This window comes from Limosilactobacillus reuteri, assembly GCF_020785355.1.
Taxonomy (GTDB): domain Bacteria; phylum Bacillota; class Bacilli; order Lactobacillales; family Lactobacillaceae; genus Limosilactobacillus; species Limosilactobacillus reuteri_I.
Window position 1 is genome coordinate 1 of record NZ_JAJGVH010000080.1, and the last position, 14774, is coordinate 14774.

The window sequence follows — 14774 nt, forward strand, 5'->3', positions numbered from 1 at the left end:
TGGGTTCAAATCCCGCACGGGTCACTTTTGGAGGATTAGCTCAGTTGGGAGAGCATCTGCCTTACAAGCAGGGGGTCACAGGTTCGAGCCCTGTATCCTCCATTACAACTTAATAGTTGTATATACCCATGATACAATGGCTCGGTAGCTCAGTTGGTAGAGCAACGGATTGAAGCTCCGTGTGTCGGCGGTTCGATTCCGTCCCGCGCCATTTATGGGGGAGTAGCGAAGTCTGGCTAAACGCGACGGTCTGTAAAACCGTTCCTTCGGGTTCGGTGGTTCGAATCCACTCTCCCCCATTTTATAGGGATATAGTTAAACGGTATAACTACGGTCTCCAAAACCGTCATTGTGGGTTCGATTCCTACTATCCCTGCTTAACTGAATATTTTGGCGGTATTGGTGAAGTTTGGTTAACACACCGGTTTGTGGGTCCGGCACGCGTGGGTTCGAATCCCACATACCGCCCTTTTGATTAAGCGTATTACTTAATCTTAACTATTTGGTGGTATAGCCAAGTGGTAAGGCAGAGGTCTGCAAAACCTTTATCATCGGTTCAAATCCGATTACCACCTTTTAGTTAGCTGATGCCTCTGTGGCGGAATTGGCAGACGCGCTGGACTCAAAATCCAGTTCCCGTTGAGGGAGTGTGGGTTCGACCCCCACCGGAGGCATATTTAAGCAGGAATGCGAAGTATCAGCTAAGCTAAAGTTAACACCTGTAACTCTTGTGTATCAAGGGTTGCAGGTGTTTTTGCTTTTTAAATGATTTTACTTTTGATTCGATTTGTGCATCATTTGTGCATCAGCATCATAAGCAGTCCATAACAGTACGTCTAGCCCTAGCTACCTCAGATCTCCTATACTGAGACTATCATCAGTAAGGAGATTTTTATGTATGACAGAACAAAATGAAATTATTACCTCAGTTTTCAAAAATAAAGCAAGTGATTTTAAGAAGCAAGTTTTTACGGCACGCCCTGCCGTAAAAATCAATGTAAATGAAGTCGAATTAACTATTTTTAAGGGAACTAATTCTATTTTGGCTTCAGATATTGCTAAAGTGGTTATTCGTTATGCTCGTTAATTGGCATGATCCAGATCATATCTATTTAGTCTGTGGAAAAACCGACATGCGAAAAGGCATTGATGGGCTCGTAATGGTGATTGCCGAAAACTATGGATTAGAATTATATAGCAATTCGCTTTTCTTATTTTGTGGTGGACGTAATGATCGCTTTAAAGGATTGTTTTGGGATGGTGAGGGCTTTATTATGCTCTATAAACGGTTTGAAAATGGCCACCTTAGTTGGCCGAGAAACAATAATGAAGCCAAAGAATTATCCGCTCAACAGCTCGACTGGTTATTGCAAGGACTGAACCCATTACCAATTCGTAAAATTCAAGCTGTTCGGCCGGGAAGCTTTTATTGAGTTACCTCTATTTAAAAGAAGAATTCTTTGATATAATTACCAAAGAATTCTTCAAAGGAGGTGACGTACCATGAAACAAACAGCAGAAGAACAAATCAAAGAACTTAAACAGCAATTAGCTGATGCCAATGAAAAAATTGCTCAATTAATGGCAATCATTAAACTTCAGCGGAACCAAATCTTTGGGAAAAAAACTGAAATAATGGAGTCCGTAGTGAATGGACAACAATCATTATTTAGTGAGCAAGAAATGGATCAACTTCAAGATCCTGATATTTCAGTCACGAAAGTGACTGAAAAGAAAATAAAGCAAGTGGTGCGTCACCGGAAAGCAAAGCAATCTGGCCAGCGGACCACTTTTTTAGATGGCTTACCGCAGGTTAACGAAGTCATCTCATTAAAAGATACTAACTGTCCTCACTGTCATCAATTAATGAAAAGAATAGGTCAACACATTTATAGTCGAGAAGCTCGGTTAAAGCCAGCTGAATTATATTGTGTGAACTTGATTCAAGAAACATATAAGTGTGATGAGTGTATTAATTCTAATGGTAGCGAGGTATTAATTAGTAGCGAGATGCCCCAAAGTCTTTTACCGCATAGTTACTTTTCGAGTACTATTTTAGCAAAAGTAGCAGAATTGAAGTTTAATCTTGCATTACCGTTTCATCGTCAAATTAAGCTTTGGCAAGCCATCGGCTTACAAGTTGATGCCCGACTATTGGCAGCGAACATCATTAAAGTTAGTCAAACTTACCTTGAACCACTGTATGATTATTTACAAGGATTAGTTAAAACAGAACCGGTAATTCATATGGATGAAACACCATTTAAAGTAATTGATGAATCTAATGGAAATGGCTATTTTTGGGTAACGCGATCAACGAAAGAATTCAGTAAACATCAAATTACCATGTTTCATTACTATAATACCCGAGCAGGCAAAACTATTGGACAAATTCTTGGTCAGCAATATAGTGGAGTGATTATGTGTGATGGCTATGGTGGATATAGTGATCGATTATATCCTCAAGCAAAGTTTGGGTCATGTTTAGTTCATATTCGACGTGAATTTTACCGCATTACATGTTTATTGAAAAAGGAGCAATTGAAGAATTCCAAAGCATACCAAGTTTTACAACTAATGCGACCAGTTTTTCACGAAGAGAAACAATTAGCATATCACACTCATAAGGAAAAGCTAGTGCAACGTCGGTTGCACGTAAAACCCTTGATGGACAAGCTCTATGCCTATTTAGAAAACATTAACTTTCCTCAAGGACGTTTAAGAGCCGCCATTAACAATGCTTTAAAGTTAAAAACACGAGTGTATCGAATTTTTGAAGATGGCCGTGTACCATTAACAAATAATCCTGTTGAACAAGCGATTCGTCCATCAACTCTTATTCGAAAGAATAGTTTATTTGCGAAAAGTACTGCCGGAGCTCAGGCAAATGCCATTTTCTATACTTTGGTGGCAACTGCAAACCAGAACCATTTAAATATCTACAAATACTTTAAGTATCTTTTTGATCACTTACAAAACCGCAAGGACGAAGGACTTGAGGCTTATTTACCATGGTCAAAAAAAGTCCAAACAGAATGCCATAAATAAAAACGGGGACATGAATTACCACTTTCGGTAGCTCATGCCCCTGATTTTTTCAATTCGTACTGTTATTGACTGCTTACAAAGCAATCTTAGTATAGGAGGTTTTTCTAGGGAAGGAAAACACGATATTGTAGTACCAATTTTTAAGATTAGGAATTCAGTAGTTAATAAGGAAGAATTTGTTCCTCTATAACTGAAGTGGTTATTCGTTATGCTTGTTAATTGGTAGAAGATTTCATTGAAGCTTAATTAAAATTAAAGCTAGTCTCTTGTTTCTTGTCTGGTAAGTTTTTTCTAGGTACTATTACATAAATGGAGGGATTCTTAAATGATTGAAGTTCGTCAAATATCTACAAAGTCAAATGATTTCAAAAATATCAAGCGGGTTTATAATACCGTGTTTCCACAAAATGAACTTTTACCATTATCTTTACTTAAAATGCGTGCTAAAGCGGGGAAAGCAGAATTTTGTAGCATCTATAATGAAGAAGGAAAATGGGTTGGCTTTTTCTACACAGTCTACAACAAGCGTATCGCCTATATTTTCTTTCTAGCAATTGATCCTCACTATCATGGACAGGGCTTGGGTAGTGCGACGCTAACCGCGATCAAAGAACGATATGCTGGAAAGCAGATAACACTTAGCGCTGAACGCCCAGATCCTCATGCACCCAATAACGAACAGCGACTCAGACGACATCGTTTTTACGCTAAAAATGGTTTTGTCAAAACGGGTCTTTATACCGTTGAAAAGGGTAATGAAAAATTTGATCTTTTAAGTACACAATCAAACGTGAATCCACAATTTTACCAACAGTTAATGGATAGTTATCTGACTAAACATCGCCGCCATTACTTGCCGTATAAGATTGTTAAAGAGTAAAAAAAATCCCCACTACATGGATGAGTAGTGAGGATTTATTTAGTTTTTCTGATCTTTAATTTTGAATGATAAGAGCAGTGCTACCACAATTAAGATAATTGCAAAGTAAATGCCGTAGTGGAAACCATTGGTAAAGCGAATAGCTTCGGATCCACTAATAGGAGAACTACCCCAAGCCAAGCAACCAGTAGCTAAGGCTGTGGCAAGCGCACCGATAACCTGTTGCATTGTATTCATGATTGTACTGCCGTCACCAGATTCTAATCCAGAAAGCGTACTTAGAGCACTAGTTTGTGCAGGAGACATTGCTAAAGGACAACCAATCATTAAAATAATATGCGCGCATACAACGTAGATAATGGGACTATGCGGCGTCGTAAAGGCCAGCATCAAGGCACCAAATAAGGCAAGGACAAAACCAATTAAAACAGGACGTTTAGCCCCAATACTATCGTAAAGGCGACCTGCAATTGCAGAAGTGGCTGCATTAATAATTCCACCAGGGAGCATTACTAGTCCAGTAAGGGCAACGGAAACTAAGAGCCCTCGTTGATAGAATAACGGTAAAAGATACATCGTGGAAAGAATAATTCCAAAGTCAAGCATCACGATTGAAGAACCAATTGTGAAAGCCCGATACTTAAAGATATGAAGATTTAAAATTGGTTCTTCCAGATGAAGTTGGCGATGGGTGTAAAAGATTAAGACAATAATTCCGATTATTAACGCACTGAGAACTGTAGGTGAAGTCCAACCATCTTCACTAGCCAAACTAGCACCAATAACGAGCCCTGAACAACCTACTGCCGATTCAATAATTGAGAGCACATCAACATGCGGCTTAGTAATTTCACCAACATTTTCTAATGAAGTGATAGCAAAGATCAAGGCAATAAATAAAAACGGAATAAATAACCAGAAGATCCATTGCCATGATAATTTAGCAAGAATTAGCCCAGTTAAAGTAGGACCAATTGCAGGGGCAAACATAATTACGAGGGCACATATTCCTAGAACTGCTCCAATTTGTTTCGGTGGGAAGATTTGCATTACCACTGCAAACATTAATGGAAGAATTAAGCCTGTTCCGATCCCTTGAATCATTCGTCCAATCAACAAAATAGTAAAATTATGCGCTAAGGCAGAAATACAAGCCCCAACCATGAAGTCAATTAATGCAAATATAATGACTTGGCGGGTCGTAAACCATTTAGTAATAATACTGGACAGTGGCAAGATAATCCCAATAATTAACATATATCCAGTAACTAACCATTGAATTGTTGACGTACTTACTTGAAAAGCTGCCATCAATTTTGGCAAGGCAATATTTAATGAGGTCTCACTAAACATTCCGACAAAAGCTCCTAGCAGCATACTAACCATCATTAATCCTGGATGTGCTGCTTGTTTACGAGCTTGTAAAGCATTTTCCATAAATATAAAAACTCCTTTTACCCTAAAAATTGCACAAGGATTAGTCTAGCAAATCGTGCTATCTGCTCGTAAGTTATTTTTTTAATAACTAATAATCTTAAGTATATTGATTAAGATTATTAAGTTAGGGTTAGCGTTTTCAAATTTGCGCTTTTAGGGATAAAAAATTCTATTCAGTGATAATAGTAATTTAAAAATAAATGATTTAAAAGGTCTCACAGTAATCTCAAAATAGCGTCGTTGCTTGTATTTTCATTTTATTCCTGGTAGATCAGAACAGAATATTTAAAGAATTAACTTGACCACAACATATAGTGTTTCGAATGTCAATACTTCCTATAAGTTGTATTTTGAGCTATGATAGATAACGTTAATTACGAGAGGGGAAATAAAAATGAAAGTGGAAATAATTGATAAGAAGGATCTTAAAAGTTTGACAAGTATTCAAGTAGTTAAACGTGATGGAACAGTAACGTCATTCTATTCCTACAAGATTAACCTTGTTTTAAATGCGCTCAATGCTGATGAGCAGACTAGCCAAAGTGTTTATGTTACCTTATTGGATGTCTTACTTAATCAAACAACTGTCACTACTAAAAAGATTGCGGATCTCTTTGTTCAAGGACTGGTCAATGCTAATCATGAAGAATTGGCAAAAGTTTACCGTGATTATCGCCAGCATGATGAAGAAGCATTTGCTGAAGCCACTAATCCCCAAAATAAGTTAGAGCAGCTTTTCGACCGAAACTCCCGGATTGTTCACGAAAATGCTAATAAAGATAGTCATGTTTTTAATACTCAACGGGACCTGGAAGCAGGGGTCGTGAGTCGTGCATTAGGATTACGGATGCTTCCAGGTATTGTGGCCAAGGCGCATCTTCGTGGTGATATTCACTGGCATGACCTTGATTATTCACCGGTAACGCCTGAAACTAACTGTTGTTTAATTGACTTTGATGAGATGTTTAAGCATGGATTTAAGATTGGTAATGCTTGGGTTTCTTCACCACGCTCGATTCAAACGGCAACCGCGCAGATGTCGCAGATTATTGCTAACGTGGCTTCCCTGCAATATGGGGGATGTTCCGCTAATCGGATTGATCAATTATTAGAACCATATGCAAAGCTAAATTACGAAAAGCATATGAAGGATGCCGAAGAATGGATAGTACCAGAGAAACGGGAAGAATTTGCTCGTGAGAAGACCAAAAAAGATATTTACGATGCAATGCAGGCTTTAGAATACGAGATTAATACCCTCTATTCTAGTCAAGGTCAAACTCCATTTACGACCATTAACTTTGGCTTAGGGACAAGTTGGATTGCCCGGGAGATCCAAAAAGCTATTTTAATGATCCGGATTAAGGGCCTTGGTAAGGAACATCGTACAGCCATCTTTCCTAAATTAACTTTTACTATTAAACGGGGCTTAAATCTTGACCCTGAAGATCCTAATTATGATATCAAGCAACTAGCGCTTGAGTGTTCAACGAAGCGAATGTATCCAGATCTTTTGATGTATGACAAGATTAAGGAACTAACGGGGAGTTTTAAGACACCAATGGGTTGCCGTTCGTTCTTACAGGGATGGACAGATCCAGAAACTGGTAAAGAAGTAAATTCAGGCCGAATGAATTTAGGAGTAGTGACAGTCAACTTGCCACGGATTGCCCTGGAGGCTCATGGCGATAAGCAACTATTCTGGGAAATTTTTCAAGAGAAGATGAATATTTGTAAGATTGCCTTGGATTACCGGATTAAGCGTACTAAAGAAGCCAAGCCTGAAAATGCCCCCCTCCTGTATATGTATGGAGCATTTGGTAAACGGCTAAAGAAAACTGATAGTGTCGATGAAGTCTTTAAGAATAGTCGGGCAACTGTTTCGCTAGGTTATATTGGTTTATATGAAGTATGTACGACTTTCTATGGGTCAAATTGGGAGCATAATAAAGAAGCGCATGACTTTGCGATTGCAATTACTAAGGCAATGCATGATTTATGCGCTGAATGGGAAAAAGAAGAAGGATATCACTTTAGTCTTTATTCCACTCCTGCTGAATCGTTAACAGATACATTCTGTCAAGATGATTTGAAGAAGTTTGGTCGGGTTGAAGATGTAACAGATAAGGAATACTACACAAATAGTTTCCACTATGATGTTCGTAAACATCCGACACCATTTGAAAAGCTATCATTTGAAGAGGCTTTTCCCAAGTATGCGGCTGGTGGTTTTATTCATTATTGCGAATACCCCAACTTACGCCAAAATCCAAAAGCCTTAGAAGCAGTGTGGGACTGGGCATATGATCATGTTGGCTATCTTGGAACGAATACTTCAATTGATCAGTGTTTTAAGTGTGGATTCAAAGGTGAATTTGAAGCAACTGCTCGCGGTTTTAAGTGTCCGCAGTGTGGGAACCATGACCCGGCAACTTGTGACGTTGTTAAGCGGACATGTGGTTATCTTGGTAATCCTCAGCAGCGGCCAATGGTTCATGGACGGCATGAGGAAATTATTCACCGGGTTAAACATATGAATGCTGGAATGATCAAGAATGCAGCTGAATTTGAGCAACAGCGGCAAATGGATAATAAAGCCCATGCTCATATTACTGGTGATCAAATTTAATTAATTATCAAAAGGCCAGTTGCCCGCAAAGCTACCGGCCTTTTATTATATAGGAGGAAAAAGAAATGGCAGAAACACGATTACCCCGTAACCCTAAACCACAAGAATGGTTAGCGAAGGATCATTCACTACAATATATTGCAGACTATAAACCCTTCAATTTTGTTGATGGAGAAGGGGTCCGGTGTAGTTTATATGTTAGTGGATGCCTTTTTAATTGTCCTGGTTGCTATAATAAGGCAGCGCAGAATTTTCATTATGGGCAGCCATACACTCAGGATTTAGAAGATCAAATTATTGAAGACCTTTCCCAGAGTTATGTTCAAGGATTGACTTTATTGGGTGGCGAACCATTCCTTAATACTCAGGTTTGTCTGAAGTTAGTTAAACGGGTCCGGAAAGAATTCGGTCATGAAAAGGATATTTGGTCTTGGTCTGGCTATACTTGGGAAGAATTAATGAAGGAGTCGAGCGATAAACTTGAACTCCTGCACTACCTCGATATTTTAGTCGATGGTCGATTCTTGCTGGCTAAAAAGGACCTTACCCTTCAGTTTAGGGGGAGTTCAAATCAACGAATTATTGATGTTCCGCAATCTCTTCAAACGGGGAAAGTGGTTATTTGGGATAAGCTTGTTCATTAGAGGAGAAAACGATGGCAAGAATTTGGAAGCAAGAGCCAGCATGGTTAGAGAAAAAACGTCAACTAGCAGTTCTGCTGCAATCACGATTCCCGACTTTACCCGGCCAAGAAGAATGGGTGGATCACTGGCAAAAGAGAACAACTAGTGTAAGCAGAGATTGGCTTTCTTTACAAGAAGATAGCCTAACTGCGATGCCTCTTGAACAAGCGGTTAATGAATACTCAACACTATTACAAGAAAATTTAATGGAGAAGGCGATCTTTTGGCAGGATAGCCAGTTAGCAGCCATGCACCTTGCAAATATTGATTGTGGACAGTTTATATATTTGCGTCCACAAATTACTCAGGAGCGTCCAATTGTCTTTAGTCCCTACCTTAACTCTGCGAACACTCACAATATTATTGTCATCAGTGCGGGGGCTAACGCAGTAATTGAAGAACGGATGGTTAATGATACGTTATTACCATCATATGAAGGAACAGAGATTTTAGTTGGAGCTAATGCGCACGTTACGTACCGGCAGGCAAATCGCTCGACCAGTAAAAATATCTATCGGACAATCCATGCATACCAAGCTCATGGTTCAACACTGCAGTTTGAAGTAGCGAGTCAAGTTCAAACTAAAGCTACTGTTGATCTTTATAGTTTTCTGGATGGTCAAAATACTCAATGGGCGACAACAATTGCTTTAAGCGGAACGCAGCAGTTAACCGCACTGGTTGATGGTTTTGGTAAGGGAACTTCTGCCACTCTTACCCAATATCGGGATCCAGAAGTGGTCACTGGAGCACCTTTTAAAGTAAAAGCCGGTGAACCACTGCCAATTAGCGAAGATATCCATCCATTAAAAGAATTAGCTAGTAGTGAGCGCTGGTTAAAACAAACAATGATTGCTGAATAGGGGCTAAAGTTAATTACAGTAATGTTACAAGAAAACATTAATAACGAAAAATAAGTCGTTGAAATTCTTCTTTATAAGAAAAATTCAGCGACTTATTTATTATTATGTTACAAATTTTGGCTAATTCTGGGGAAAAGTTAGCTAGACCTAAGTTACTATCAGGACGTGGCCGAGGTTGATTTGCTTGACAGAGTATTAAAATTTTTATTACAAAGTATTACGAAAATCAACCGAATTGATATTTCGGAGTAATCCGCATGTAATTTTGGGGGAGTATAGTAATAGGTGTTGAGAGATATGAGGACTCAACAACTTAAACTAAATTAAACTAATAAATAACTAATTAATAAAAAGTATTTTATGAAAAGGATGGGATTTTTCTTTATGAAGTTAACTAAAAACATCGCGAAAATCACTGCTGCCGTTGCAGGTGCAGTTGCCTTGGGAACATTCGCTACTGCAACTACTGCTAATGCTGATTCTGTTTACACGGTGCAAAGTGGTGATACCTTATCAAGTATTTCCTATAAGTTAGGCCATGACTTAACTTATGTTGACTCTTTAGCTTCGACTAATCAAATTGCCAATAAGAACTTAATTTATGTTGGTCAAAAGTTAGTAATTAAAGATGACGGTGAAGTAACCCAAGCAACTGCTCAACAAGCTGCTACTTTACCTGAAGCATCTCAAGCTCCAGCATCAGCTAGTGTTGAAAGTCAACAACCTAGCCAAGCTCCGGTGGTTGCTAGTCAGGCTCCTGTAGCAACAAGCCAAGTACAATCATCAGCTGCACCGGTTTCTGCTCCTGCTCAATCACAGGCTCCAGTACAATCTCAAGCACCAGTTCAATCAGTAGCTCCACAACAATCAACTGTTTCAGCTGCTGCTCAACAAAGCTACAGTGCACCAGTACAAACACAAGCTGCTAGTTCAAACTACAGCTCAAATGTTAGTGGTAATGATGCTGCTGCTAAGGCTTGGATCGCAGCTCGTGAATCAGGTGGTAGCTACAGTGCTCGTAACGGTCAATACGTTGGTAAGTACCAATTATCAGCATCATACTTAAATGGTGACTACTCAGAAGCTAACCAAGAACGAGTAGCTGACCAATACGTAACTAGCCGTTATGGTTCCTGGAGTGCTGCTCAATCATTCTGGCAATCACATGGTTGGTACTAAAATTCAATAATTAGTTTTAATAGTAGGATAATTGTCTCTATAAGAGGTAGTTATCCTATTTTATTTAAATAAATGAAAAAAAGTTAATATTATTTTCATCTTAATCTAAAAACTATACTATAATAGAAGTATTCGAATGATGAAAGGATGAGATCCATGTCAAAAGAGAGTCAGATTATTGATACAAAATCATTATATGTAAACCCTGACCGCGGTGTTGCAACGTTAAACTATAGTCAAAATTACTTTACTGATATTCCTTCATTAATTAATAGTGATGAAGTAAAGGAAATTATCCGTCTGTATTTAGCTTCACGTAACCCGGATAATGATGATGATGCTTTTGATAATGCGACTGTTAATAAGTTTGTTGATATTTTGAAGAAAGTTCTGTTTGACGATGACAGTGCTTTTGATGAATATGATCCTAAAGATATTCTTGAAAGTGTCGAAGAATTATATTCATACTATCGTTCACTATTACGGGTATCAGTAATTAATCTTAGTGATAATCAGATTATCGGGAACGAATTCCGGACCATTGATACTCAATTCAACGACTTAGTGCGTAAAGCATACCGGATCCTCGAAGAAAAGCTCCAAGGTTTTGAAAACCGGACTTATCGACAAGTTAATGCGGCAACTAACGCAACAATTTTAGTTCAACAACAAGATTGGAAGATTCCAGCTGGTTATGAAGAACTAAAGGATATTGATTTTATTAATACGGTGATGCTTCGTCCGCCAATGATGATGCATACTAAGAGTAACAAACGGGAAGGAGTCTTTTCTGAAGTAAAAGATAACCCGATCGAACGTTTCCGTGGTGAACGCGGTAAGTGGTATTGTTACCCAGCTAAGATTGGTGAAAGTTTAGCCTTTATTTACTTCAATGTTGATTACTTGGTAAACGGAATCGCGCTTTCGAACTTATTTGAAATTGCATCACCTGATGAGATTAAGGGACAAAAACCTGATATGATTCTTCTTTTCGGTCTAAAAGAAACAGAAGGCATGGTTTCTCATTACTATCGTGACGAAAAGAATGATTTGTGGGTTGGTGAAGTACCTTACACAGATAAGACTACTTACTTTGGTTACATGAAGAAGATGTGCTTGACGCTCCATAACCTTCATCAAATTTACAATGGTCGTCTGCCAATTCACGGCTCCATGTTGAAGATTAAATTTACTAATGGTAAAGAAAAGAATGTTGTTTTCTTCGGTGATTCAGGTGCCGGAAAGTCAGAATCAATTGAAGCATTGCAAGAATTAGCTGACGACAAGATTGTCAGCATGGAAACAATTTTTGACGACATGGGAAGTTTTACCCTTACTGATGGTGAACCAGGGGTATATGCTCAAGGAACAGAAACTGGTGCCTTTGTTCGTCTTGATGATTTGAGTAGTGCCGTGGCCTTCAATAACATGGACCGGGGTGTTTACCTTAACCCTGAACAAAAGAATGCCCGGGTTATTATTCCTGCTGATACCTACGAAAACGTAATCAAACATCACCATATTGATATGTGGCTATACGCTAACAATTATAGTGATGAAGTTGGTATTCATCGTTTTGATACAAAGGAAGAGGCAGAAAAAGTATTTATTGCTGGACAACGGAAGGCCCTTGGAACAACTGATGAAGTTGGAATGAGCAAGACATTCTTTGCTAACCCATTTGGTCCAGTTCAAGAACCAGAATTAACTAAGCCGATTATTGATAAGGTCTTTACAAAGCTATTTGACCAAGATGTATACGTTGGAGAAATCTTTACTCACCTTGGTAATGACAAGTCAAAGGATGCTTTGAAAGAATCAGCTCAAGAATTGCTTGATGTTTTGATGAATAATTAAGATTACGATTAAGACAATTTTGTCATCGCCCTGTAACAAACAGTCTGTTACAGGGCGATTTTTGTGTCGTCAAGAAAAAATGAGCAGTTTTTTTGAATAATTTTTACATGAGATAATTCTAGTTATAATTTTACAAGTTACTCAAAAGCGATTAAATCAACGTTTAAGCGACTATAAAAAAATCAGCGAACATTTGTTACAAAAAATTACAGAAATAACGAAATTTGATAAGTCCTAGTAACCCGCTCGTAACCCTAATCCTGTATAGTAGTTATCGTTGAAATGAGTTATTTGATTAATTAAGAGAAAAGGATGGATTGAATTTATAATGAAGTTATCTAAGAAAGTAGCCAAGATTACAGCAGCGATTACTGGTGCAGTTGCATTAGGAACAGTAGCTACTGCAACGACTGCAAACGCCGACAGTATTTACACGGTGCAAGCAGGTGACACCCTTTCTGGGATTTCTTACAAATTAGGTCACGATCTAACTTTTGTAGATACATTAGCAAACAACAATAATATTGCTGATAAGAACTTGATTTACGTTGGTCAACAATTAGTAATCAAGGATAATGGTGAGGTTGCACCAGCTACTCAAGAAGAAGTTGCTACTTTACCAGCCGCAAATGTTGCACCACAAGCAGATACACAAGCTACACCTGCTGAAAATCAAGCACAACAAAACCAACAAGTACAATCAAACCAAGAAGCACCAGTTGCTCAACAACAAGTACAAACTCCACAAACACAAAATGTACAACAATCTAGTGCTCAAGCATCAACTGGCTATAACTCAAATGTAGCTGGAAATGATGCTGCTGCCAAGGCTTGGATCGCAGCTCGCGAATCAGGTGGTAGCTACAGTGCACGGAATGGTCAATACATTGGTAAGTACCAATTGTCAGCATCATACTTAAATGGTGACTACTCAGAAGCTAACCAAGAACGAGTAGCTGATCAATACGTAGCTAGCCGTTACGGTTCATGGAGTGCTGCTCAATCATTCTGGCAATCACACGGTTGGTACTAAAACAAGATTTAATAAAATAGATAATCAACAAATTTCAAACATACGATAAAAGAGGTTGGAAAAATTTTAGTTTTTCCAACCTCTTTTCGTTTAACTATTATAAAATTTAGCTCAGTTTTCTTATACTTCAACATTAGCAACAAGTTCAATTGGACAGTGACTTGAACCTTTAACATCGGAGAGAATCTTGGCTTCTTCAATTCGTTCTTTCCATACATCAGAAACTAAGAAGTAGTCGAGGCGCCAACCAACATTTCGTTCCCGTGCGTCATAACGATAACTCCACCAGGTATATGCACCATGCAAATTAGGATGAAGATAACGGAAAGTATCCGTAAAGCCAGCATCAAGTAATTTGCCAAAATCAGCTCGTTCTTGTTTTGTAAAGCCGGCTTTATGATGATCTTCTGTTGGCTCTGCTAGGTCAATTGGTTGATAGGCAACGCTCATATCACCACCAATGATTACTGGCTTACTACTTTGTAAATTAGTAACATAATCAAGAAAAGCACGATCCCAGTCGAGACGATAATCAAGATGTTGCAACTTTTCACCTGAAACTGGGACGTATACATCAATCAAATAGAAGTTTGGATATTCGAGCGTGATTAGTCGCCCTTCTTTATCAAAAATTGAATTATTCATTCCGTATATAACGTTTTCTGGCTTATATTTAGTAAAAATGGCGGTACCAGAATAACCCTTCTTTTCCGCATAATTCCAGTATTGGTAATAATTAGGAATTTGAATCGGTTCTTCGCCTTTATCCAATCGTGTACGTTGTAGACAGAAGAAGTCAGCATCTTGGCGCTTAAAATCTTCGATAAATCCATGATTAATGGCTGACTTCAAGCCATTGACACTCCAAGAAATAAATTTCATGTTAATCCTTCTTTCAATTTAACCAAACCATGTCTCTGTAATAATTGTACAAGGAATTTGATTTTTCATTAAGTAATAAGACTCTTTTTGTGATTTTTGATACAAAAACTGTTGTAGATGTTAAATAAAAATATTCATATTGTATATACGAAGATATCAACTTTAAGAATAAAAGATGCAATATATTAAGGGGATCGCCTACTTATATCAAAAGCGTTTATATAATATTATTTATATATAAAGTTACGTTTATCACAAAATTGTCAAAGAGTCACAACTTAGA

Annotated in this window: 12 protein-coding genes and 7 tRNA genes; 17 read left to right on the forward strand and 2 right to left on the reverse strand. The window is 38.2% G+C overall.

What is annotated here, in order from left to right:
• Positions 1-29: 29 nt before the first annotated feature.
• The 11 genes from LMB56_RS07800 to LMB56_RS07850 all read left to right on the forward strand — a co-directional run bounded on the left by LMB56_RS07800 (position 30) and on the right by LMB56_RS07850 (position 3928).
• Positions 30-102: transfer RNA gene (locus LMB56_RS07800), tRNA-Val, on the forward strand.
• Between the two features lie 36 nt (positions 103-138).
• Positions 139-211 (forward strand) — tRNA-Phe (locus LMB56_RS07805).
• Positions 212-216: 5 nt separating this feature from the next.
• Positions 217-299 (forward strand) — tRNA-Tyr (locus LMB56_RS07810).
• A 6-nt stretch (positions 300-305) separates the two neighbouring features.
• Positions 306-376, forward strand: a tRNA-Trp gene (locus LMB56_RS07815).
• Between the two features lie 17 nt (positions 377-393).
• Positions 394-468: transfer RNA gene (locus LMB56_RS07820), tRNA-His, on the forward strand.
• A 36-nt stretch (positions 469-504) separates the two neighbouring features.
• Positions 505-575, forward strand: a tRNA-Cys gene (locus tag LMB56_RS07825).
• A 14-nt stretch (positions 576-589) separates the two neighbouring features.
• A tRNA-Leu gene (locus LMB56_RS07830) sits at positions 590-674 on the forward strand.
• Positions 675-898: 224 nt separating this feature from the next.
• On the forward strand, positions 899-1087 hold the full coding sequence (locus LMB56_RS07835) for a hypothetical protein (protein WP_229283729.1): 189 nt from the start codon (positions 899-901) through the stop codon (positions 1085-1087).
• Positions 1077-1433, forward strand: coding sequence for an IS66 family insertion sequence element accessory protein TnpB (gene tnpB, locus LMB56_RS07840; RefSeq protein ID WP_122480873.1), 357 nt, complete (start codon positions 1077-1079; stop codon positions 1431-1433). The genes LMB56_RS07835 and tnpB overlap by 11 nt, the downstream gene beginning before the upstream one ends.
• A 70-nt stretch (positions 1434-1503) precedes the next feature.
• Positions 1504-3048 carry an IS66 family transposase gene (gene tnpC / locus LMB56_RS07845; RefSeq protein ID WP_229283731.1) on the forward strand — a complete coding sequence of 515 codons (1545 nt, stop codon included), beginning with the start codon at positions 1504-1506 and terminating at the stop codon, positions 3046-3048.
• Positions 3049-3373: 325 nt separating this feature from the next.
• On the forward strand, positions 3374-3928 hold the full coding sequence (locus LMB56_RS07850) for a GNAT family N-acetyltransferase (protein ID WP_229277834.1): 555 nt from the start codon (positions 3374-3376) through the stop codon (positions 3926-3928).
• A gap of 39 nt (positions 3929-3967) precedes the next feature.
• Here LMB56_RS07850 and LMB56_RS07855 read toward each other — a convergent pair whose 3' ends face one another.
• Complete coding sequence (locus LMB56_RS07855) at positions 3968-5365, reverse strand: DHA2 family efflux MFS transporter permease subunit (protein ID WP_229283732.1); 1398 nt, start codon at positions 5363-5365, stop codon at positions 3968-3970.
• Between the two features lie 394 nt (positions 5366-5759).
• Here LMB56_RS07855 and nrdD point away from each other — a divergent pair, with 394 nt between their 5' ends.
• The 6 genes from nrdD (at position 5760) to apf (LMB56_RS07885) (ending at position 13609) form a co-directional block, all read left to right on the forward strand.
• The gene (gene nrdD, locus LMB56_RS07860; protein ID WP_229283733.1) at positions 5760-7994 is read left to right on the forward strand and encodes an anaerobic ribonucleoside-triphosphate reductase; all 2235 of its coding nucleotides are present in this window, start codon (positions 5760-5762) and stop codon (positions 7992-7994) included.
• A gap of 65 nt (positions 7995-8059) precedes the next feature.
• Positions 8060-8638, forward strand: a complete 579-nt coding sequence (gene nrdG / locus LMB56_RS07865) for an anaerobic ribonucleoside-triphosphate reductase activating protein (protein ID WP_003664234.1) — start codon at positions 8060-8062, stop codon at positions 8636-8638.
• 11 nt (positions 8639-8649) lie between these two features.
• Positions 8650-9540 carry a SufD family Fe-S cluster assembly protein gene (locus LMB56_RS07870; RefSeq protein ID WP_229283737.1) on the forward strand — a complete coding sequence of 297 codons (891 nt, stop codon included), beginning with the start codon at positions 8650-8652 and terminating at the stop codon, positions 9538-9540.
• Positions 9541-9924: 384 nt separating this feature from the next.
• Positions 9925-10719 carry an aggregation-promoting factor gene (gene apf / locus LMB56_RS07875; RefSeq protein ID WP_229283739.1) on the forward strand — a complete coding sequence of 265 codons (795 nt, stop codon included), beginning with the start codon at positions 9925-9927 and terminating at the stop codon, positions 10717-10719.
• A gap of 156 nt (positions 10720-10875) precedes the next feature.
• Entirely contained in the window at positions 10876-12576 is a 1701-nt protein-coding gene (locus LMB56_RS07880) for a phosphoenolpyruvate carboxykinase (ATP) (RefSeq protein WP_122481336.1), read from the forward strand.
• A gap of 328 nt (positions 12577-12904) precedes the next feature.
• The gene (apf, locus tag LMB56_RS07885; RefSeq protein ID WP_229283744.1) at positions 12905-13609 is read left to right on the forward strand and encodes an aggregation-promoting factor; all 705 of its coding nucleotides are present in this window, start codon (positions 12905-12907) and stop codon (positions 13607-13609) included.
• A 120-nt stretch (positions 13610-13729) separates the two neighbouring features.
• On the opposite strand, the gene LMB56_RS07890 is transcribed toward apf (LMB56_RS07885), so the two are convergent.
• On the reverse strand, positions 13730-14491 hold the full coding sequence (locus LMB56_RS07890; RefSeq protein ID WP_229283745.1) for an exodeoxyribonuclease III: 762 nt from the start codon (positions 14489-14491) through the stop codon (positions 13730-13732).
• Positions 14492-14774 lie beyond the last annotated feature (283 nt).

What these genes read in the sequence shown, in the direction of transcription:
- LMB56_RS07870 (WP_229283737.1), top strand. Translation starts at nt 8,650, where the DNA reads ATGGCAAGAATTTGGAAGCAAGAGCCAGCATGGTTAGAGAAAAAACGT.
- apf (WP_229283744.1), top strand. Translation starts at nt 12,905, where the DNA reads ATGAAGTTATCTAAGAAAGTAGCCAAGATTACAGCAGCGATTACTGGT.
- LMB56_RS07835 (WP_229283729.1), top strand. Translation starts at nt 899, where the DNA reads ATGACAGAACAAAATGAAATTATTACCTCAGTTTTCAAAAATAAAGCA.
- nrdG (WP_003664234.1), top strand. Translation starts at nt 8,060, where the DNA reads ATGGCAGAAACACGATTACCCCGTAACCCTAAACCACAAGAATGGTTA.
- LMB56_RS07850 (WP_229277834.1), top strand. Translation starts at nt 3,374, where the DNA reads ATGATTGAAGTTCGTCAAATATCTACAAAGTCAAATGATTTCAAAAAT.
- LMB56_RS07855 (WP_229283732.1), bottom strand. Translation starts at nt 5,365, where the DNA reads ATGGAAAATGCTTTACAAGCTCGTAAACAAGCAGCACATCCAGGATTA.
- tnpB (WP_122480873.1), top strand. Translation starts at nt 1,077, where the DNA reads ATGCTCGTTAATTGGCATGATCCAGATCATATCTATTTAGTCTGTGGA.
- apf (WP_229283739.1), top strand. Translation starts at nt 9,925, where the DNA reads ATGAAGTTAACTAAAAACATCGCGAAAATCACTGCTGCCGTTGCAGGT.
- tnpC (WP_229283731.1), top strand. Translation starts at nt 1,504, where the DNA reads ATGAAACAAACAGCAGAAGAACAAATCAAAGAACTTAAACAGCAATTA.
- LMB56_RS07890 (WP_229283745.1), bottom strand. Translation starts at nt 14,491, where the DNA reads ATGAAATTTATTTCTTGGAGTGTCAATGGCTTGAAGTCAGCCATTAAT.
- LMB56_RS07880 (WP_122481336.1), top strand. Translation starts at nt 10,876, where the DNA reads ATGTCAAAAGAGAGTCAGATTATTGATACAAAATCATTATATGTAAAC.
- nrdD (WP_229283733.1), top strand. Translation starts at nt 5,760, where the DNA reads ATGAAAGTGGAAATAATTGATAAGAAGGATCTTAAAAGTTTGACAAGT.